The sequence below is a fragment of the Mastigocladopsis repens PCC 10914 genome, from assembly GCF_000315565.1.
Classification (GTDB): Bacteria; Cyanobacteriota; Cyanobacteriia; order Cyanobacteriales; family Nostocaceae; genus Mastigocladopsis; species Mastigocladopsis repens.
Genome location: NZ_JH992900.1, coordinates 101,417 through 122,553, shown reverse-complemented (window position 1 = coordinate 122,553; position 21,137 = coordinate 101,417). Strand labels below are relative to the sequence as shown.

Sequence of the window (21,137 nt, the reverse complement as noted above, 5' to 3'; positions counted from 1 at the left end):
TATAGGTACTTCTTAGGGTATATTGAACTCATTTCGGTTTTATACCCCATTTGACCCCTATGAGTTCTAAGAACATTCACGCGAATCAAAAGATTTTTTGTGCCGGTTTTGATAATGGCTATGGTAGCGTCAAACTGTTAGTCGATGGTTTTGATGTCGTGAGAATTCCAAGTTACATCTCACGAGAAGACATGGAAGATGTACCCGGTCGGGTGGTTTTTAACGGCAACGCCTACACTGTTGGTGAGTCGGCTTTCCGCACTGGGTATTATTTCGAGCGAAACACAGATAGCAACATCAACAAAGTCAACAATGCCCTCATCACTTTGTTAGGTGCGTTGGCTCATTTACCACATCGTAAGGTTTGGCACTTAAAGCTAGTTGTCAGCTTACATGATGTTGCTTTGACAAAAGAGTTGTGTCAAATACTCAATGGAGAATACCAACCAATGCTCGCTGGCAAGCTATCTGATGTCAAAGTAGAAGTTCTCAAAGTCGTGCCTGAAGGTATGGGTGCTTTGTTTGGTCGAAAGCTGCCCAAAAAGTTAACTGTCGTAGATTTTGGGAATGGTACAACGCTTTATTCTCGTTACTTTCAAGGTAAAAGAGAAGTACATACGCCCTACGCTGCTGGTGTGGAAGTTCTTATCGGTGAGATTGCTAAGAAGATGAAACATCTCAACGGTGGTAAGCTTGGGGACTTATCGAAAATTCGCTTTTGTCTGGAAATGGGACATACGAAATACAGCCGTGATATTGATATCAAAGACATATACACCACTTGTCTGAAAGATTGGTATGAAAGCTATCTGAAAAAGCCTGTCAATCTCGCCCTTGATGCCAAACACCAAGGGGATGAAATCTGGGCTATTGGTGGTGGTTGCTTGCTTCCTGGGTTTAAAAAACTGCTCATACAAAACGGGTTTGAAATTCTAGAAAACCCGGTAGAGGCTAATTCTTATGGGCTATTGCAAATGGCTAAAGCAATTGTAATGACTGTTAACAGTTAACAGTGAACCGTCAACCAACTATTTAATATGGTTTCTCAGCAAGACAAAACTCCAGAAAAAGTCCGTATCAAAGATAGCTACCGCGAGCGTATATTCCGAGAATCCCAACGATTAGGTAAAAGTTATCTAGAGACGCTTTACTTTATTGTTGATTGCTACTTTGCGTTTAAGCAGGGTGCATTACCAATACCAACTGTAGTCCTCAATTCCCATACAGTCCCCATACAAGCGGAGTCAGCCACAGTGGCTGATTCAACGCATACTCTAGATGAGCCCCAACACCAAGCAGAAGATGGTGACGAAACTTTCACACTTGATTGGGATTTATAATGCAGCATTTAGGAGCTTTTGAAGCAGGAGTTGGGCTAAACCTGCGATAAAAGTGAAATTGTCGGCGTCGGGGATGCGTTCGGGACAATCGTAAGAGGAGTCTAGGTAGCACCCGTAGAGACAGGAAACCAAAGGGGTGACTCTTTGGTTTCCTCATCAAGAGCCGTTAGGTAGGATGGGGAGGATGTCAGTGATGCATTAGTGGTTATCCTGATAGGTGCAATATAAGAAATCACTTATCTTATTTAGTAATATTTCTGTGGTAAGTCCTGGTAATGTGGTGCTTTGATAATTTCAGTAGCGTTTGTATGTAACTGCGGTGCTGTATAAAATACTAGTAATTGGTAGAAAGCGAAATCAGATTGTTGCGAGTGTTGTTGATAGCTTGCAGCAGTCAAATTATTCGGTGGTTACTAAGTCTGCAATACCTGACAATCTTGAAGGTATTGACTTGATACTGGATGTTACTTTAAAGCTAACCAGTATCCGTTCGGAAGGTTTACCAGCTATTAAGGTGGTGCAGTCACCGGATCATTTATGGGTTTCCGATTTTGACGATTTTTTGGTGTATCCTTTTTCTTCCTCTGAGCTACTGAAGCGTGTAAATTTATGCTTGCACAGGCGAAGTGATTATCTCCGGAGGCTTCCTCAGTATTTGGAAATGATAGCTCACGATGTCTATCACCCTTTAAGGGCGGTTAACTTTGTTTTAGGCTTGACTAGAGTAGGTAACTATGGTGATAGCCTTGAGCAGCTGCGTTCCGTGTTAGATACCTCCTGCTCTACAATCACAGCTACTTTAGGTGTGCTTACTGATTTGAAGAGTGAGTTGAGTCAACAGCCAGGAGGAAACATTGAATATATCAATATTGCTAACCTGCTGCATTCCATCCATGCTCAGTTCTCTAAGAGTGCTCTAGCGCAGAATATAAATTTCTCCCTTATAATTGAGCCTGAAGTTGCTGATGTGTGCATATATGCGAATTACAGCCACCTTTGGCGGATGGTTTGCAACTTGATTGTAAACGCTTTTAAGTATACTCCTGCTAGTGGCTCTGTTACCATCAAGCTTGATACTCAAGTAGGTGGTTTCCTCCACTTGGCGGTTCAAGATACTGGTGTGGGTATCACTTCAATGCAGTTGGAGCAGTTGAATATTGATTTGGGAATAAGTGGATGCAACAGAATATTTACTCTTGATGGTACTGGTTCTCATATACCTCGTGCTGGCTTGGGCTTGCGTACAGTTAAGTATGTTGCGGATTGTTACCAAGCTAGTGTTAACGTGTTTTCTCAGGTAGGCGAAGGTTCAACATTTGTCATAATCTTTAATTTAAAGGCTAATTTTCAATGTTATTCTCAGGATAAACGCTTACTTGTGGCTAATGCCGCCTCTTAAAATGGAAAAGCCCAAAAAAAAAAGATATGGTTGGATTATATTATCGATAGCATTGTGAATTTCTCCAATCGATTCGATATATCGTGGCTCTTTTTTTGCGGTTTTACTCTTCAATCATTAATTTTTCTTAGCAATCTTTTTGTAGGTCAGTTTGCTGATGCTGACTACTTTCGACTCGCTTATTGTATTGGCATGGCTGGAATTACTTTTCCTAAAAGCAAGATACCGAATAAGTATATTTTTATTACTTGTGGATTTTTTTTCGGTATCTTGATAGGAATACTTTGATTAATTACCCAAGCTCGTTCTCAGAAGATTTTGTATTAGCCTGTTGTTGAACTTGCTGGTTGTTGCGGCGGTTTTGTTCCTTATTAAACAGTAACTTAAACCTTTCAAATTCTTCTTGGGTAATATTGTTGACTACGATACTATAACTAGGTTCATCATTATTTTTGGAAGCTACTAGCGCTTCTCTATTTTCTAAATGTGAATTTCTATCAAGGAAAAGGGTATTTGAACTTTCTTCGATTTTGATACTAACTGTGTACTTTTCACCCTGATAAACTACCAATCCATTTTCCTGCTTTCCTTCGTGACTTAAGACTTCTAATAATTTAGGAATTATTACTAGCTGTACATCGGAATTTTTGGCGATGACTATTTCTCTATCTTCTACTGTAACTTTGCTCTTACTATTTTTGTCATCATCTTTTTTATCCGAATTGAAACTTTGATTTTCTGAATCGGCGGTTATAGCTTGACTTTGATTTTGGTGAAAGCTAAAGTTCTTAAAATCGATTGGTTCTACACCTTTAATGCTAATTTGTGCTTGTGCCATTTTTTCTTCATGGTCAATTATTGATTCTTGCCAAAGTGCTTCTTCGGCTTTTTTTTGTTCTTCTGCGGTAACTAGACCAATTTCTTGTGCTTTTTTAGCAACACTTTCATCAGTTATGCCTAAGAGAGCCATTTTTTCCTGAATATTGGCATAATGCATTGCTTCTGTTATATTTGTCATTTTATTTACCTTTCTATAAGTTCTTTTTTGAAACCTTGAAAACTACTTTCAATTCGAGAATTCATAAATTTAAAGTCATTTACAACTTCTTCATTAAGATTATTAACTAGGGTTTTTCCCTCTTTAATATATAGCACTATATTACTATCTTTATCCTTAATTAAATAAATCTCTTCTTGTGCTTTCGTTGCTATTTGATAATTTTTATAGTTTTCAGTTTTCACACTCATTATACCGTTAATATCTTCACTACCAAAGGTTTTAACAACTCTTTGGGCAAGCTTTGTCATCTCATTAATTTGCTGTAGTTCCTTGATGTCACGCGACATAGCTTGGAATGCATTTTCCAGACTACAACTGCTGTCATTCATATACTGCTCGGTTACTTCTTGAATTCGGTTTATATAATTTTTATTTCTACCTAATTTTTGGGCTGTTTCATACCAATTTTGCAGGTTTTGAATAGTACTTTGTTTAATGTTATCGAAAGTTCTTTCTATCGACTTTGTTTGGCTATTTGTAAATCTTTGTGATAATGCCTGTTGAATGTCTGCATCTAGGGTTCGCGAACTTTCAATTTGATTTTTAGGAGAAGTGGGCGCGGAGATATTCCTTCCGTCCAATTTTGGAGTGAAGCTTATCTCTGTGTTTTTCCCTTGTGGTTCTGGTTCTGATTTTTGGTTGGAGGTAAGCTGTATTGCTTCTGCTTGTTGAGAATTGGAATTTTCTAGTGCTTTAGTATATCCCTGGATGAGTGCGCGGATGTAAGGTGATTCTAATCCCTTTCCTTCCCAGAAATTTTTCTCTCCACTTGATACGAGATAGCTGCACTGTTTTAACCATTCGGCTCCTCCCCTTCCGGCTATGGCTTCGGCTAATTTGGGGTGTTGCTCAAACCGGGCTTGGAGAATTTCAGCCATCAGCTGTACCCTTGGTTCTTTTAAAGGCACTGTTTCCTTGTAGGCGTAGAAAGCTTGTTCGGCTGACAGGAAAGGTTGTCCTGCTGGCTTAGATTCGGTGTAAGTTTCTGGTCCGTATGTTCCAGCGGGCATTTCCTTATTATCGCGGAATGAAACCGGTTTTTCGGAACTAACCTTACCCAAAATCTCGATAGCTTTAGACTTATCTGCCGCTTGGGCTGACGGTAGGGTGATAGGTTTGTTGTTTGACTGTACTAGTTGCGGTTGCGTCTGGATTGTTTGAGCATTCTCTATGGCATTACTTTCATTATTGTTACTATTGGCGATCGCGGAGCGCGCCCTTGTGACAACTGCTTGAACAATATTTTCTGTAGGTGGGTTAACTTCGACTACAGTTTTATTAATTGGTGATGCTGATTTTGGAAGTATATTTAACTCTTTATCGTTAGTACCTTCTTCCTGAACTGGCTTTGCTGGTGCTATTGGTAAAGGTATTTCCTCTTTACCAATTTCTTTGGGGCGATTCGGGAGTGATTGAAGCGCCTGCTTGTATTCGCTTAGCTGTGGTGTAGAGTTGATTTCTAGCAGGCTCCCTTCTTTTTCTACTTTTTGATTAAGCTCATTACTTAATTGTTTATATTGGTCAAATCCATCTATTTCACCAATATTGATAGGTTTTCCTAATAAACTATTGAGACCTTCTTCTAATTCACTACTAACTGTCTCTTTTTCGATTAGAAATATAGCTATATTGCTATTTTTATCAATAATGTAGTTATTATTTGTGCCTTTAAATTCTAACCAACTGTTGACAGTAGTGGAATCTTGGGCTGGTACTACTAATCCAATACTTTCTTTAATGATTTGCGAGTTATCTTCTAGGGTGTACTGTTGGTTGGGGTTGCTGAAATATACAGTTTGTTCAGGAATAATGGGAGCAGGTAGTGGCGGAGTATCATTACTTTTGATAGTGCCAAACCTTTCTATAAACTGTTCTTTTCTTTTTGGAGTAATTGTACTTTCATCGAGCATGAATACTGTCATGCCCTTTCTAGCTCCCAGTCTGCTTTGTGACTTAGCAACTTGGTCGTATGTTATTCCTACTCTTTCTAAAAATTCTTTTGTCACCTCAGCTTTTTTACTATCGACAGCTAACCCAATTAATCCTACTAATTTATCCTCCTTACTTTGGAATAGTATAGTAGGACGTTCGGTAATTTTATCAAATAACTGATTATTTTTTTGCTCTACTGGATTGACCTCTTTTTGTTGGTCAACTAACTGGTAGCGCTTCACCCATATTTCAGGATATTGTACTGATTCAGGGTCAATAGTTAGTTTACAGGTAGTTTCATTGCTTGTGATAATAACAGGAATGGTTGTTTGTACTTTACTTTCATTAATTATGCCTGCATCGACTAGTTGTTGTACTGAACTTTTCTTTTGGCTGTACCTACTTTTATTTCCAAATGCTTTTTCCGTATGTTGACCGATAATACCAAGAGATAAATTACCAATCTTGGCTGTATATACATCCTGTTTATCGTAAGCTTTAACTGTTGCTGATATCTCTTGTCCTTGAAATTCTATATTTTTAAGCTTGTCGTTAATATCTATTCTTACTAGATTGCCATTGGGTGTCTTTCCAATAGCGAAGGCATTTTCACCTGTAGCAATATTTGTAACTTCTAACTTTAATTGTTGACCATTTTGACCCGGCTTTTCTGCCAGCCATCCCTGTTCTATTCCTGCTTTTACTGATTCTTTAGAAAGAGTACCTAATTTCTCTTCTTTATTGCCATTTTTAATGGTAATAACATAATCTTCCCGTTCAAGTTTATCTTTAATGATAGTTAAATTTACTTCTTCACCATTAAATTTTTGGTCTTTACATTGAAATTTTTGTAATTCTTTGACCTGAAATTCTAGATTTATGCCTCCAGGTATGTTTATTTTAGCTGTGGCTGTATACACTTCTCCTTTTTCAATAGTACCAGTTGCGGTTGTACCGATGGGAAGTTTACCATCAGTGGCGTTGATGTTAGCGAAGGTTTCATACTTTCCTGTTTCAGGATTTTTTACTTCGATGACATCTTTAATTACAATATTACCTCTACTGTCTTGAGACTCGCTAATATTAAATCTAATTTCCTGTGGTTGATTTTGATTTTCCTGATTGATGATTTCACTTGTACGGTTGTATCCTGTCAGGGTAAATTCAGTAAATTGAAGTTTATCTACTTGCTTGATAATTTCTTGAGGGAAACTAGCAAATACAAAATTTGATACTTTCTTTTGTCTTTCAACTTCTTGTTCAATCTCGTTTTGCTGGCTCTTAGAGTTAGAACCTTCACGAGTAGTTGATACTGCCCAAGTAGCAGCAGCCATCGCTAGCTTTTGTTCTTCAGGAATTGAATTATAGAAGTCTTCGGCGATTTGGTAAGCCTTTTGGTACATTAACTTAATTTGCCCTTCACTTAATTCTGGTTGGAAGGATATCTTAGTTGATGTAATTTCTTGGTTGGGGATAATTCCTAACTCTTGCAGCGAGTTTTCTTGTTCCTTAGATACAGTTCCTAGTGCCCTAAACTTAGGTTTACCGTTTTCATTTTCATCATTAATTTGGGCGTAAACTCGATACCGATGAGGCTTATCTATCGAGCGTTTTTCAGATGGAACTTCTGAGATTTTGAGGCTAATTTTCTGTGCGTTCCAAACAAGGGGATGTTCATATTTAAGGAGGTTGGTAACATCTATTTTTTTACCATTTCCAATATCAATACTTGCTGATAGTCCCTTTTCTGTCTTCTTGCGTTGGGTATAACGTGTGGCGTTATTAAACTCTTTATCAAATTCTCTCTTGACCAAACTGGCTTGCAAGCGTTGTTCGTGGGTAAATTCTACTCCCTTGAAAAGGTTTGAAAACTGAGCTAGTTCGCGTGATTCTAATTGGGCTTTCTCAAAATATTGGTTAGTTTTACTAATGAGAATTTCAACAGGTGAGTTACCTGTCGGTTCGATAGTACTGTCGAAGTAAACATCTTTTTTCTTATCACGAATGTAGTTAATTTCTCGATGCAGAATTCGACTGTTGTTGCGGATAACATCCATTTCTGGTTTTTTAGCACTTTTAAATAAGTCAACTGCAATTTGGTTTTGGAACGCGGCTTCGGCAACCATTTCCCGATATATCCGGGCGTTGATGTCCATTGCAAAGAGTGCATTTTCTTGGGTGAGGGGTTCTTGCCGTAACGTTTGGACAAATTCTTCCATATAGCCGCGATACTTGTCGGGAATGTCGCGGCTGGTGTCACCGTGCGCTTGTGCGCTATTTTCTTGGTCAAATAACTTTTCGTAGTGTTTGGCTACCTGAATAACGTACTCTATTTGGTCTTTCTCGCTACCAAAGGTTTTGAGGATAGTAATTTCCGACTCCAGCGCCTCAATTGAGGTAAGGTGGTTGTTGATTACACCAACACTAATACCATCACTCATATGGATGGCGATTTCCTCAAATTCGGGTTGAGTGCCATTTTCCCGATAAAACGATTGTTTTTTGAGTTTGACAGTTGGGTCGTAGGCGTTTTCAGGTACGTTACGCCAGATAGCTTCAGCCGTCAGGTTTGGGTATTTGCTGGCGTGGTCGAAGCCGATACAGTCGCCATCGTAGTCGCGGGCTTGTCTTTCCTGTTCGGACTCTTGGGGTAATATTTCTAGTTGATATCCCTTATTATTTAGGTTTTTAATATACTCATTAAACCTGTGAGTAAATTCAATTTTTTCTCTTGTTTCCAGCTGACCAATATTTTGGTCAACGTAGTTTTTAATACCCTCTAGTTGAATATTTTTTTCTTGGAGTTCGGGAAGGATGGATTTGATTTGACTGTTGAGGCGGTTGTAAATGCGCTCGGAGGTTTCATCCGAAACGGCGATAACACCTGCTAAAGGCTTGCCGTCGGGTCCAATGATGTCATTAACTATTTTGTTGGTTGAGGTACACAGACCATTGGAGTTGAGGAAGGGGGAGCGGAAGTTAAGTACTTCTTCGCCGTCTTGATAATGGGGAATGCAGACTTCACCATCTCGGAGGTCTTTGGATGGGATGACCATTGCCCGCGAGAAGGTGAGGCTTTTCCCAATCGAGATATCTTGCCATTCGCCTTGGACAAATCGGGCGAGTTCTCTTTGAATTTTTTCAGTTTCTAGGAGTTGTCCCCACCTTTCGAGATCAGTTTTAATGAGTTTGTAAATACTTGTATCAGTAGCAATCCGTTCTTGTAGTTTTTCAAATTCCTTAGCGACTTCTGAATCAACGGCTGCTTCTTCTTCTAATTCAGCGGCTTGTTGTTCGAGGAAGGCTTTGCGTTTTTCGTATTTCTCGCAATAGAGCTGGGCTATCTTGCGGGGGTCATCCAGCGCTTCTTTGAGTTTTGCTGCTTCGAGTTCTACTGTTTCGGCAAAATCCTTTAACCCATTGGGAAAGGAAGCAATCATTTGAGAGATAGCAGTTTTACCTAACTCAGATTGAGATTTTTCCCCTAACCAAATGTTTTGGTGATACAGCCCTGGTTTAATTTGGGGTTTGGTCGGACCATAGGGGTTATCCTTATCTGTTCCCTTAAAAGCAGACAGGGGGATGATTAAATCAACTTTTGGTTGGTTAGGGTCTTGATAATTAAGGATTTGGTCGAGGTTAGCTGGACGTAAAGTACCCTTTCCAAACCTGAACTTATCATCATCTCCATCTTTATCTGTCCACCCAAAGCGGTGTTGGATAACACAGTATTGGTCACCTTCTTGGTGTCCGGTTAACTGTCGGTATAATTCTGTGGATATTTGTCCGTAACAGTCCCCGGTGAGGCGATAAGCTTGTTCATTGTTGATGATTCCGCCATTTTCTCCTGTGGCGTCATCTACAATGAGAACATTTAATTCTGCGTTGATAGCATTTTTGCACGAGCCAAGGAATATTGACCCATATGCACCTCTATCCTTGTTGTCAGGGCATAACTTGCTTATGATTTCCAGGTATTCTTCTGGTCCATATAGCAGTCGGCTTTTTGATGATAGTAATAGCTTATGTCCTTCGGGATGATTTTTTAATTGGTCGGCGGTAGCTTTCTCGTCCATATGTCCGAACGAGAAATTCACTCCTGGGAGAAAGTGTTCTAGCAGACTGTTTTTCAGTTCCTCTTTAAGCAAGGAATCTGGATTGTCAGGATTGTTATCTGTATGAATCCACTGATTTAAGCGAGTGTCAAAATGTCTTGCCTCTATAACCATTTGTCTACTGGAGCTAGCTTTCCCACTCGATTTTATTTTTTCTAAACTGAATTTACATCCAACTATGAATTGTAAGTTATCATAAATGATTTATTTAGCATGATATCTTTTGTTGGAAAACCTATAATAATTCAACTAAATATAGCAATCCTAAATCATTCGTGAAAATGAATCATACATAAACATTTTCGGAAAATCGAAGATTTGATGGTGAGTGCATAAAATGGACACCTACTTTGTGAAGTATATCTTGAGCTAAAAGCTCATTTTTTCATTTAAGTCACAGTTGTCATTAATGGCATTCAGTTTGAGACAACTGCTGATTTGGGGATTCCCACCTATACTGACTATGGAACTGTAGCAATAATATCTCTTACTCCAGGAGCACGCGGGAATGTTTCACAGCTTACTCCAGTGTCATTTCCTAGTGTGAGGAGGTTGGGTGCGATCGCTCTTACCGAACCAACCAGAAACGGACAAGACGCGGAAACAGAAGCTGAGTTTCAGCAACGTATTTATGGATTGCTTCGTCGCCGCGAAACCCTTATTAGCGAGGATGATTTTGAAGCAGCAGTAGTTGATTTTTTAGGAGTTGGTTCTACAGCGCTGGCAATTGGAAGATTAAAACCAGATAAAACTACTTATCAAAATGGGTATGTAGGAGTATTTGGACTCAATGCAGACGGTAGCGCTTTAAGTACTGGACAACTCTCTGCACTGAGTGATGAGCTTAACCGTAAAGCTGCAATGGCAACTATCACTGTCTGGACAATTGAAACTTTTAGGGTAAATGTTGATGTGGTTGTTGGCATTCAATCAGGTGTGTTGCCTGATGCTATCGCTTTATCTATTCAACAAAATGTTAGAGACTTTCTTTTTCCTGGCAAGTTACCAGCAGGTGAGAGTGTTTATCCTAAAGCTCTAGAAGCACGAATACAAGCGATTCCTGGGGTTGTTTTAGGGGTTATTGATGTTAAGCTGAATGGTTTTGCTATGCCTCAACCTATGCCGCATCTTTGGACGGTAGGCACTTTAGGAACGTTGAAAGTTACAGTTAATCTTAATGGTGGAAAGGGGCTATCTGTCAGCTTTGACTATTAAGACTGCTGCAATTACATCAGTCTTTTAGAGGAATTGAAAAAGGAAGAGCGATCACTTGCTAACTGACAGAAATTAGAGTCATGGTCTAATAATAATAGGCGAAAATATGAAAACAGAAATTTCACAAATAAAACCAACCTGGCAAAGCTTGAGAAAAGCTATTTTAGATTTAACAAAATTAAATGAATTAGGTGAAAAGATTTCAGAAAATACCATTCTGGAGAAGTTTCAAGTTTTAAAGCAGTATCTTGATTATCTACTAGAGCCACTTTTTGAAGAACTAGACATATTAGATTATTGTTTGTTGTATCAGATATATAATGTAACTTCAAAGTCTGAAACAATAGCCGAAAATGGACAAAGAACTTACTGGGCTTCACTTTGGTATAGCTTCTTGCAATATCAAAGTTGTCATTTCTGTCCTTTTTATCCAGAAGAAACTTTCAAGCAAGTTCCTTCTGGCGTCCCTTATCCAAGCAAAGAAGTATTAGACAAAAGAACAACGAAGCTGAAGAAAACTTTTTCAAGTCGATTAAGAAAACTCAATGCACACAGTCTTATAGACATAAGAGTTAGGTGGTTGAAGCTTCAAGAAGAGTTAGAATATTCTCTGCAAGGGAAAGCGGTATACCTTGATGAACATTGGCTCATATCAATTAGAGCTACAAAAAAAGGGCATGAAAAATTAAAATATTTAGGATACAATCTCAATCTTGCTTACTCTTACGAAGTTGGCAAGCGAGTTGAGTTTGTTCCACCAGAAAAATATGTAGAAGGGTTAAGAGATGCTGAAGTTTCTGTTAGGGGAACTAACTAGCAACTTACATTATTATCCCAAATATTGAACAGCTACCTTATGAAAAAAGTTGCTATCTTTGCTCTCTTAATCAAAGCCTCCTCCAAAATATCTCCAACCATTTGAACTATCTGTTTAAAGAAATCACCTTCCTCTTCTGTCATTTTTGTTGTAATATCGTTAGTCAAATCTTCTTTCTTGCTGCGACATTGTTGAATAATCACTTCATCAGATAAAATCAAAGACCGCACCCTAAGAGGCACATCTTCTTTGAGCAACCAGTTAATACCTCTTTGTCTAAAATCTTCAAGCAATTTGTTTAAAATCACTTCAAGTCCATCTGCTAAGTTTTGAATAACGTTGCGAATATTCCGATTGAATATTGCACCAAGGAGAAAGAGCCACCAGTGAGTAAATGCAATAGTGATTGTAGCTATCCATCCACTAACAAGAAATATATTTCCAATCAATTTGGTTACTGATGATACCAAAGTACTAAACCTCTGTCCTCCAATCACATCCTCTAAAGAAATAGCTGGAGTTTGGAAATTGGGACCACTATTTACACTCAAGATCAAACGATCTTCCTCTATTTTGTATTCTCTACAAATAGGCTGTGTTTTACTTCTTAACTCTTCTAAAATCTCATTCCTATTAAGCCAATCTGTACATTTTTTTCGGATCTCGCTCTTCACCTCTTCATCTTTAAGACGTTGTTCTATGTAGTAAGTTGCATTGAGTTCGGCATCCTCAAAAGTCCTAATTTCTCCCTTTTGCCAAAATTTCAAAACTTTAACAGTTTCTTTTATAATTTCATTTGATAAAGTCTCTGCTATCGAGTTAATTAATTGAGGAATGTGATTTAGAACAATAATTTTGACTTCTCCCTGCTCAATAAAAGCTTTAACCTCTTTTATAAACTCTTGAGAACGCAAATCCCATCTGCCAATTCTTGCTAAACCGTCGGCAATACAATGTTCTGGCTCAGAATCAAAGTATAGGATTGGTTTCTCATTAATACTTGATTCGGCATCAATTTCAGATATATCTATAGCATCAAATACTTTTTTGCAAGTTTGACGAGTAAACTCCATCCTTGATGCGCCACCAGTCATCAACAAAACACTAACTTTAGTTCCTTTTTCTTCAAGTTCTGTTTTTACTTCTCTAAGTTTATCTTCAAAATATTTTTGCCAACCTTTATCGTCTAAGGTACTTTGACGTTTCTGCAATATTTCTTGATGAAGAGAGTCATAAGACACAAGAGGATGAAAGTAAAGATTTTCACCAATCTCTTCAATACAACGATCTACTTTTTGTTGCTGATTTTCTTTAAAGTACTCTTCTGAAAAACATCTCTCTTTAGCCCGACGACAAGCAAGCTTACATTTTTGTTCCAGAGATGGATCTCGCTTGAATGCTTCTTGTATATCTTGCTTATTGTTAGCTTGATCAACTGATAAAGCAAATATAGCTTCGTCAATTAAAGATCCTCCTAACTGATTTGCACCAAAATCATGAAGGTTCTTGAAATCTGTAACGAGTGTAAAATCTGTTGTTGATGAACCAATATCAATAATTAATACTGGTGATGATAAAGCTGTACCTACATATTTATTATCTCTAAATTTTGCAGACTCTTTAGCATTTATCAAAGCAGCACGTGATTCCGGTATAACTTTAAGAATAGGTATATCATCTATTTGAAGCATGTTTTGATACAAGTCACGCTCTTTCTGAACCTCTAGCGGATTTTCTGCTCCTTCCCAACCTGATGGGCATCCAACAACAAAAAGGCTATATTCTCCGCCTCGAACATCAGGTTTTTCTAGTAGTAATCGATAAATTTCTTTTATGTAAGGTTTGAATATCTTCTCTAGCTCTGGATAGTTTAAACTTGTTGGCTTTTTCTTAAAGTTAAGATGTAATTCCCTAATATTTCTGGAAAGAATAGCTCTCTCCCCAATTGCAACTTCACCGTCTGGTTCAAAACCAATCGCTGTAATTTGCTTCTTCTTGCCGTGAACTTTGGGATGCGTCTGGTTTTGAATTATTTATGACAAATGTAACTCAAGAACTGATAAAACGTGCTGTACCAAAAATTATTGATCCGGCAATTGATTGCATCAAAAATTTTCTTCAAACATTCTTGGATGATGTCTTAATTCGCTATATTTCTAGTACTGACAATGATATAAAAAAATAAATGATAGCATTCAAACGCTGGTAAACAATTCATCAGAACTTGAGAAGTGTCGGGAAGAATTGCAGAAGGCAGTTGACACAATAAAACAAAAACTTCAACAGCAGATAAAGAAAAATTTGAATTCTATGGGTTCTGAAGCTAAGAAAAAGGTTAAAGAATCTTTTGATAGCTTTTTAAAAAATGAAATAATATCCCAACCTCCAGAATTACTTATGCATCTCTTCAAAACTGGCTATGTTGAAAGTACTGGGGAACTCAAGTACAAGACTCCTCGTGAGGCAGAGGACGTTTTCAATGAGGTATATGAATTTGTAAAAGATGACATGCAAAAAAGACTACATAAGCTTAGTCGCGAGATTCAGTTGAAGTTTCAAAAAGAAAATGATAATTTGTGGAAATTGTTAAACAAGAAGACTCAACCTATTCTTAAGAATGCCCAAGAAAAATTAAAGGAAACTTTTGGAGAAGAACTACAATTACCACTACCAGAAATCAAAAATCCAATTGATAATTTGGTGAAACCTTTTCCTTCTGAATACATAAAACAGGAAAAGAGAATAAAACTTGAAGAACAATCAGTCAAACAGCGGACTTGGTGGCATTGGCTTTTTCTAGTTCCAGTTGAAGTCAAGAAAATAATAGAAATTAAAGAGGAGCACTGGAGTATCAATAAAGAAGACTTATTAGCTCAGATTAGCGAGGAAATCAAGGCTAACCTGACCAAGATTGAGCAGGACATGAATGGATTTATTGATGAGGATTTTCAGGAAAAAGTGAATGATTACTTTAAAGAACTTAATACTTTTTTGGAGAGATACAAAAGAAGTTTAGAACAGGCTCGCCGAGATCAACAATTAGAAGAAGGGCAAAAGAATGATTTACTAGGAAAACTGAAGTCTTTGCAAACAGAGGCAAAAAAACATATAGACTCTGCTGAAACATATCAGAGATATACAAATGATTTACTAAAGCTAAGTGATAGCTGATTCTTTTGATGTCACAAATCTTAGTACGAAAAAGCATAAGGTTAGTAAGTTTATGCAGTTAACAAAAGAGCTAGAGCAGCTACAGCGTCGAATTCCTGTGGTTGGAGATAGAGCCTTAATCGACCTAGTTAAAGGAATTCAAGTTAACAAAGGTCTAATTAGTTATAGAAAGAATCAAGGGTTTTTCGGTAAGCTGTTAGATAAACTGGGTGGTAACAACGAAAAGCGACAGGAATTACTTAATGATAACTTGGTAGCTGGTCAAGACACCTTCCGTCAGTGGGTACTGGAATTGAGCGATTCCCTTCGCATTAGTCAAGTCGCACTGAGAGTGACTCGGCAGGAATTACTGGAGACGGGAAATACTATTCGTATCTCTAGAGGAGAACATGGGGAATTAATCGAAACCCTTAAACATTTAGAGCAACGCATCAACCAACATGAGGGGCGAATTGACGACCATGAAAAACGGTTGTTCTATCTGGAAGTGAAGGGCAAGCTCACAGAGATTGTCAAGGCTTGGACAAATAGAAGTACCTATACTCAGCTACCTTGGGCAGTGCAAGTTCCCCTGTTAGTATGGGAAGTGTTCAGCAATTCAGTGACAATGTATGAACTGAAATCTGACGCTAGAGACTTCAGAAAGGAACTGGTTGAGGAAATTCTGACGTCAGAGCAAAGTAAACAACTGCCGGAAAATTTCTTTGCTCTTTCCAAGCTGCTAGAGCTATCACTTTCACCAGCAGAAATAACCAATGATAACCGTGAACTCGCCGTTTGGTTATTGGAGGTAAGTTCTGTTCCAGAACCGTTTTGGGAGAAAACCCCTTACTTATTTGTTATTGGTAAAACGCTAGAACTGTCTATGCTACCAGATAAACCGGAGAACCCGGCTGAAAAGGCGATCGCAACTTACCGCAGAGACATTGGTTTGATATCTCCCGCAACTGATAAACGGAAATTTGTGGAAGCAGTTGTCGAAGAAACAGCTGATTACTGTTTAGAAATCATTAAAAAAACGGAGATTTCGTAGAAGGGATTATGACAATTGAGTTTTCTAAATTTGGACTTGTACTAGCTGGTGGTGGTGCTAAGGGAGCCTATCAAGCTGGTGCAATTGAGTATCTCTCTAAAGAACTTCAGTTTGTACCTCATATCATTGCTGGTACAAGTATCGGTGCCCTCAACGGTGCTGTTTTAACATCTCATCAACCATTCGAGCAGGGAGTTCAACGTCTTTTAAAACTTTGGGAGCAACTTGGTCAAGAGGAGATCCTGATCTGGAATCGTCAAACAATTTTACAGACTGCGATTTCTGTAGCGCAAACGTTTGCTCCCAACTTAGGAGACTTACCGAGTAATTTTCTGTCAGCAATAGAACTACTTTCAGACAACTCTGCCATCTTCGATCCAGTTCCTATTGAGAAGTTTTTGAAACAAGCGGTAGACCTAGCTGGAATCCGATGTGGTATTGAGTTATGGGTGACTATTTTTCCTTCCCTGACAATACCAGGTTTGAAATACGATTGGCGGATAGCGTTAATTGACTTTGTTCGTGGTCGTCTCGGTACAAAAGCAGAATGGCGTTGCGTACAGGAGATTACGGATAACGATGCCCTCTACAATTTACTTTTAGCCAGTGCAGCTATTCCTGTGGCATTTCCTCGCCGAATAGTCGATGGACAATCTTGGGTAGATGGAGGACTCGGCGATAATGTCCCTTTGGGGTAGTGTTACGGAAGCTGTCACCAGGGGCAAAGTAGTACAGCAGTATTAAACTGGAAACTTCCCCATCACCTCGTCATATTCTTTTTGAGCTTCCCCTATTGACAACCGTGAGTACACTTCCAGCGACTGACGAGAAGAATGTCCTGAGTAAGGTTGGATCAGTGCATCATCAATTCCTTGTTTTTTCAGCCATGTCAGCAGAAAATGGCGCAGCCTGTGAGGTGAGATAGCCCTATTTAGTCCTGCCGCCAGCACATACTTTTCTAGGATTTTTCTCACCCCTCGGTCACTATACTTGCGCTTCCACGACGACTCAAACAGGTAAGTCGCCTGTTTGCGCTGCATCGAATCTACGTGCATCGCCAAAACTTCCTTAAAACCTACAGGAAACGGAACAATTCGGTCTTTTCCCCCTTTCCCCTGGTTAATGCGAATCTGGCAGCGGACAAAATCTATATCTTCAAGGTGAATATTGATTAATTCACTAACTCTTACTCCTGTATAAAGTAGAGTTTTTATCATTACCATATCTTGCATATTACGAGTGTGCCAAACGGCTTCATAGTACCGCTGAATTTCTTCTTCAGTTGGCACATCAGGTAATAAGTCCGTTGATGTTTTAGGGGATTGAATCTCTAACTCAGTTCGCAAGTAGCGAAAAACGCTTTTTAAATAGGTGTAATCGGGATGTTCGCCACGCAGATATTTAGCTAACTCATGTGCTTTCTTTTTAGCTGGAGTCCGTTTAACATTCACATTCACGCAATTACCTCCACGGGAAACTCAATCAGTAATCGTTCATCTAGGTCTAACCTCCAAGTGCCATAGGGATTAACATGGTTATAAATGAGAGGTGTTAACGCCCGAAAGTCTTCTGTTTTCATTCGGGACATCCAAGTAGGTTCAGATAAAACCTGTTGAATCATCAAAGTATTGATATAAACCAAGCATATTTGTAATAAGTGAAGACACAATACCGACAATTCCTGTTCTTCAAGGCGGTTAGTGGCAACCTCTCCACCCTTGCCATAGAAAATAAAACTGTTAGCACTGTTCCAGTTTTCAACAACATTTAACCCCTCATTGATTTCACGGCGTAATGCCTCTGATTGCAGATATTGGCATAGAAAGATAGTTTTGATGGCTTTGATAATAAACTTTCTAAACCTACTCGACCAGGGTCTGCTTTGAGGTCACTAAAGGCAATACCAGTGTTGTCCCGTTGCAAAGTTGGAGCTTCCTTATATTCACTGCTATCAACAGCGTCTAAGAGAACATCTATTTGAGTCTTAGTTTCCCTTGAGAACTTTTGGAGCGTGCTAGAAAAGAAGTTCTTCTCGTATGTATGCAAAGCCGACCGGATGAGGCGATTAATTCGTAGGTTTGTGGGAGGTTCAATACGTTGAGAGCGAAACCGTTGAATAACTACGGCTTCTAGATGTTCAACATCCTGCTCGTGTCCTAATACCAGCTCCACCAGCCAGTTAGCCATTTCCTTCGCATCACAGACAGTGGCTTTACGGAAGCCCAAGAAGGAGCGGATTTCAGCACGGTGATATTTAATGCTGCGTCCCTGCCAATCATAGGCATGATATTCTTCACTCGGTACACCGACTTGTTTAGATAGATGGACAACAACAGGTTTTGGGATGTCACGAATGTGTTGAGGGAACCTGACTTCTAAGTGAAAGAATTTCAACAAAATTGCGAAACCCAGTCGGTTCGCACCAGTTTTGTTACCTAACAAGGCTTCTTCATCGGGAAGCAGTGTCCAATACTCAATTAACTCGTTTACTTCCCAATGTCGTTTCATTGTTTATTTTAAGATGTATCCTGATTACATTACCACTTCTTCAGCGCAAAAAGTTCCGGTTTTGACTATAGTCGGAACTTTACTACGGACAATGGTACAGTTTCAGGATTTTTTCCGTGGTAATCCAGACTGTAAACAGGTAAAGTGCCAACTCCCATAGAAAATTCGGTACTTTTTGGGCAAGTACAGAAGAAGAGTGAAAGCTGGATTTTTCACGCGCTGGCACGCTTCGCGTGCCCCAGAAACTTGAAAAGTTTAAAACCTAGTCCTGGAAAGACTTTAGAGCTACTTTGCCCCTGGTGACAGCTTCCGTAACACTACCCCATTTTCCGTCACCTCTATTTAGTTTATCTCCTAATATTACATATACATAGTTTGTGAACACTTATTGGGGCGGTCACAACCGCTATCGCTGAACAGCAAAAATAACTAATAAACGAATACGGGCGGGGATTTTTTTCTTGACAAGTGCCTAATGCGTTAGGTCAAAGGTTTCCCTGCGAGGGTGTGGGTAGAGACTGTGAGGGCGTGTAGGCGTAAATAGAAGGTTCGTGCAACCAGGGGCAACCTGTGGCTATAAACCTTATACAGCAACAGTTACAGAGATTGATACGAGATTTAACCGCGCTGATGAATAGATTTGTTGCACAAATATTTTTTCTAACGCATAGACAGTAAAATAACTTTGCCTAAAACGGAGCTTGGAGTACCTAAAAGTGTATGTTTTAAAGTATTATCGCTCCGTCTCGAAACTGAAAAACATTGCCTAAAAGAAAGCAAACTAGGCAAAGTAGTGATTGGTAATTATTATCAATAAACCCTTCAAAAGGGGTTGACAAATGTGACGTCATACTAAAATGCCCCTAGTTGCACGAACCTTCTATTTACGCCGTGTAGCGGTTTCCTGCTGCTTCCTCCAGCAGCGGTAGGGGTAGCGATCACCTGTAACGTCCATTCTTGACATATGTGCTACAATTATAACTTGCTACGTATGTATTTATCACATTTGTGAGCTTTCCTAGCATTGAGCAAAGTCATCACCATCAAATATTTATCTTTCAATCTTAGAGAAAATTTTTCTAATTATTATGTATAAATTTATATCAAATATCAGCAAGCAAGATTTCCAACTTCTTTACTCTAGAGGTTTCATTAGTGAGAAACGTAATATTTTGGCAAAACTTGGCTCTCTAGAGCTAGTTTTTGAAAAGTTTATTGAAAGCGAAAGCAAAACAGAAGCTATTAAAAATGCAGAGTTGATAGAACTTTTTGATAGCTGTAGTGATAAAAATAAAAATATTGAAGAATTGACGGAAACGCTTAAAAAAATTGCTCCTGGAAACGGAAGAATTGGGTTTCATCAAGTAAATTTTCTTATAGATTACTTAAGAAAAAAAGTTTGGAAATATCTCCAAGACAAAGAGTATAGTCTCGACTTAATTTCTCATGACCATGCATTTGGTAGTGGAGGAGATTTTATTAAAACAATGCACGCTACTACTAGCGCATCTATTATTGTTACTCCTCTGGTAACTATCTGTAAGACTGGAACAACAAATGTGACTTCTCAGCATGGAAGTTCTCAAGCAATAACAGAACTTGGATATAACCACATTCAAGTTAACCCCTTTTATTTGAAAGAATTGCTTGTTAGGTATAATTTCGCCTTTGTTTCACTTGCCGATTTGGGATTTCCATATTCAGATAAGCTCATAGAAGCAAGAAAACAGCTATGGTATCAAAATTTAATAGAGATTAATCGTAAATACAAACCTACAAAAGAAAATTGGCAAGAAATTTTAAAAAGAACAGATATATCTCTAGATATAGATATTTTTAAAATAGTTGCTCCAAACGCACAGGTATTAAATCCAGTTCATCACTCTACAGGAGTGTGTCACTTAGGAATGATACCTTATGTCCTTGGCATATATCTACACTTGGGAAGTAAAGGTATAATTTATCATTGTTATGACGGAATTGATGAAATATCTAATGCATCTGTCAATCAAGAAAAAGACATCCCTAACAATCTCATAATCAAAATTGACTCAAAAAGTATCACAATTGCTGAGTTTTCACCAGAGGATATTGGTCTTGAAAGAGTCAACATAGAAGAGATTAAAGCAGAACAAGAAATCAAAGAAGAAATGAATATTTTTTGGGAAATTCTCTCTGGAGATAAACAATACTTTAAATCAAAAAGAGATTTTTTGGTAGCAAACGCGGGTTTGTTACTAGTAGCTGGGGAGAAAGTACCAAATCTTCATGAAGATATTGTGAGTCAACTCAAAACAGGAGTCAAGATAGCTGAATATTTAATTGATTCAGGCAAGTCATATGAAAATTTTCATCAGATATTGTTGGCTTTGCACAACAACCTTGATTGGTCATTAAGTAAATAATAAGGGCAACCTTAAGAAGGATTTTAAGGACTTGAAGAACAATATTAAGGAAACACTCTTCATTCTCCATCAATAAATTTGGGTACTTGTATTCAAGTTGTCATTAAAGTGATAAGTTTACAATGCAAACTAATAACTATTT

The 21,137-nt window shown here is 38.4% G+C and carries 14 protein-coding genes and 1 pseudogene; 9 read left to right on the top strand and 6 right to left on the bottom strand.

What is annotated here, in order from left to right:
• Positions 1 to 59: 59 nt before the first annotated feature.
• The 3 genes from MAS10914_RS0100740 (at position 60) to MAS10914_RS0100730 (ending at position 2,739) form a co-directional block, all read left to right on the top strand.
• Positions 60 to 1,010 carry a ParM/StbA family protein gene (locus MAS10914_RS0100740; protein ID WP_017314000.1) on the top strand — a complete coding sequence of 317 codons (951 nt, stop codon included), beginning with the start codon at positions 60 to 62 and terminating at the stop codon, positions 1,008 to 1,010.
• Positions 1,011 to 1,037: 27 nt separating this feature from the next.
• Complete coding sequence (locus MAS10914_RS0100735) at positions 1,038 to 1,340, top strand: hypothetical protein (protein WP_017313999.1); 303 nt, start codon at positions 1,038 to 1,040, stop codon at positions 1,338 to 1,340.
• Between the two features lie 319 nt (positions 1,341 to 1,659).
• Complete coding sequence (locus tag MAS10914_RS0100730) at positions 1,660 to 2,739, top strand: sensor histidine kinase (protein WP_017313998.1); 1,080 nt, start codon at positions 1,660 to 1,662, stop codon at positions 2,737 to 2,739.
• Positions 2,740 to 3,031: 292 nt separating this feature from the next.
• Here the strand turns inward: MAS10914_RS0100730 and MAS10914_RS0100725 are convergent, their stop codons facing one another.
• Together MAS10914_RS0100725 and MAS10914_RS0100720 are read right to left on the bottom strand one after the other, a co-directional pair.
• On the bottom strand, positions 3,032 to 3,757 hold the full coding sequence (locus tag MAS10914_RS0100725; protein ID WP_017313997.1) for a hypothetical protein: 726 nt from the start codon (positions 3,755 to 3,757) through the stop codon (positions 3,032 to 3,034).
• A 5-nt stretch (positions 3,758 to 3,762) separates the two neighbouring features.
• Complete coding sequence (locus MAS10914_RS0100720; protein ID WP_017313996.1) at positions 3,763 to 9,960, bottom strand: hypothetical protein; 6,198 nt, start codon at positions 9,958 to 9,960, stop codon at positions 3,763 to 3,765.
• Between the two features lie 291 nt (positions 9,961 to 10,251).
• On the opposite strand from MAS10914_RS0100720, the gene MAS10914_RS0100715 reads away from it, so the two are divergent.
• Together MAS10914_RS0100715 and MAS10914_RS0100710 are read left to right on the top strand one after the other, a co-directional pair.
• Entirely contained in the window at positions 10,252 to 11,061 is an 810-nt protein-coding gene (locus MAS10914_RS0100715) for a baseplate J/gp47 family protein (RefSeq protein ID WP_084786291.1), read from the top strand.
• Positions 11,062 to 11,167: 106 nt separating this feature from the next.
• Complete coding sequence (locus MAS10914_RS0100710) at positions 11,168 to 11,878, top strand: hypothetical protein (protein WP_017313994.1); 711 nt, start codon at positions 11,168 to 11,170, stop codon at positions 11,876 to 11,878.
• Positions 11,879 to 11,910: 32 nt separating this feature from the next.
• Here the strand turns inward: MAS10914_RS0100710 and MAS10914_RS0100705 are convergent, their stop codons facing one another.
• Entirely contained in the window at positions 11,911 to 13,569 is a 1,659-nt protein-coding gene (locus MAS10914_RS0100705; RefSeq protein WP_017313993.1) for an Hsp70 family protein, read from the bottom strand.
• A gap of 553 nt (positions 13,570 to 14,122) precedes the next feature.
• Between MAS10914_RS0100705 and MAS10914_RS0100695 the strand changes: the two genes are divergently transcribed.
• Genes MAS10914_RS0100695 through MAS10914_RS29170 form a run of 3 tightly spaced genes read left to right on the top strand, consistent with a single transcriptional unit; the run spans position 14,123 to position 16,780 of the window.
• Positions 14,123 to 15,049, top strand: coding sequence for a hypothetical protein (locus MAS10914_RS0100695; RefSeq protein ID WP_156818051.1), 927 nt, complete (start codon positions 14,123 to 14,125; stop codon positions 15,047 to 15,049).
• Positions 15,050 to 15,101: 52 nt separating this feature from the next.
• A complete protein-coding gene (locus MAS10914_RS33780) occupies positions 15,102 to 16,082 on the top strand; it encodes a hypothetical protein (protein ID WP_156818050.1) in 981 nt (326 codons plus the stop codon).
• Positions 16,083 to 16,090: 8 nt separating this feature from the next.
• Positions 16,091 to 16,780, top strand: coding sequence for a patatin-like phospholipase family protein (locus MAS10914_RS29170; protein WP_017313989.1), 690 nt, complete (start codon positions 16,091 to 16,093; stop codon positions 16,778 to 16,780).
• 42 nt (positions 16,781 to 16,822) lie between these two features.
• On the opposite strand, the gene MAS10914_RS0100680 is transcribed toward MAS10914_RS29170, so the two are convergent.
• The 3 genes and pseudogenes from MAS10914_RS0100680 to MAS10914_RS0100670 form a co-directional block, all read right to left on the bottom strand.
• Positions 16,823 to 17,539: a tyrosine-type recombinase/integrase gene (locus MAS10914_RS0100680; RefSeq protein ID WP_017313963.1), complete on the bottom strand. Its 717-nt coding sequence runs from the start codon at positions 17,537 to 17,539 to the stop codon at positions 16,823 to 16,825.
• A pseudogene (locus tag MAS10914_RS32400) lies at positions 17,536 to 17,925 on the bottom strand (Tn3 family transposase); the annotation flags it as partial. The pseudogene MAS10914_RS32400 and the gene MAS10914_RS0100680, both read right to left, overlap by 4 nt.
• Positions 17,850 to 18,590: a DUF4158 domain-containing protein gene (locus MAS10914_RS0100670; protein ID WP_017313965.1), complete on the bottom strand. Its 741-nt coding sequence runs from the start codon at positions 18,588 to 18,590 to the stop codon at positions 17,850 to 17,852. The gene MAS10914_RS0100670 and the pseudogene MAS10914_RS32400, both read right to left, overlap by 76 nt.
• Positions 18,591 to 19,678: 1,088 nt before the next feature.
• Here MAS10914_RS0100670 and MAS10914_RS0100665 point away from each other — a divergent pair.
• Positions 19,679 to 20,995: a hypothetical protein gene (locus MAS10914_RS0100665; protein WP_017313988.1), complete on the top strand. Its 1,317-nt coding sequence runs from the start codon at positions 19,679 to 19,681 to the stop codon at positions 20,993 to 20,995.
• Positions 20,996 to 21,137: the final 142 nt, after the last annotated feature.

Bases quoted from the DNA above. Each gene is read 5' to 3' on its own strand.
- MAS10914_RS33780 (WP_156818050.1), top strand. From the start codon at position 15,102: ATGCAGTTAACAAAAGAGCTAGAGCAGCTACAGCGTCGAATTCCTGTG.
- MAS10914_RS0100665 (WP_017313988.1), top strand. From the start codon at position 19,679: ATGTATAAATTTATATCAAATATCAGCAAGCAAGATTTCCAACTTCTT.
- MAS10914_RS0100670 (WP_017313965.1), bottom strand. From the start codon at position 18,590: ATGAAACGACATTGGGAAGTAAACGAGTTAATTGAGTATTGGACACTG.
- MAS10914_RS29170 (WP_017313989.1), top strand. From the start codon at position 16,091: ATGACAATTGAGTTTTCTAAATTTGGACTTGTACTAGCTGGTGGTGGT.
- MAS10914_RS0100705 (WP_017313993.1), bottom strand. From the start codon at position 13,569: ATGCTTCAAATAGATGATATACCTATTCTTAAAGTTATACCGGAATCA.
- MAS10914_RS0100725 (WP_017313997.1), bottom strand. From the start codon at position 3,757: ATGACAAATATAACAGAAGCAATGCATTATGCCAATATTCAGGAAAAA.
- MAS10914_RS0100720 (WP_017313996.1), bottom strand. From the start codon at position 9,960: ATGGTTATAGAGGCAAGACATTTTGACACTCGCTTAAATCAGTGGATT.
- MAS10914_RS0100735 (WP_017313999.1), top strand. From the start codon at position 1,038: ATGGTTTCTCAGCAAGACAAAACTCCAGAAAAAGTCCGTATCAAAGAT.
- MAS10914_RS0100740 (WP_017314000.1), top strand. From the start codon at position 60: ATGAGTTCTAAGAACATTCACGCGAATCAAAAGATTTTTTGTGCCGGT.
- MAS10914_RS0100710 (WP_017313994.1), top strand. From the start codon at position 11,168: ATGAAAACAGAAATTTCACAAATAAAACCAACCTGGCAAAGCTTGAGA.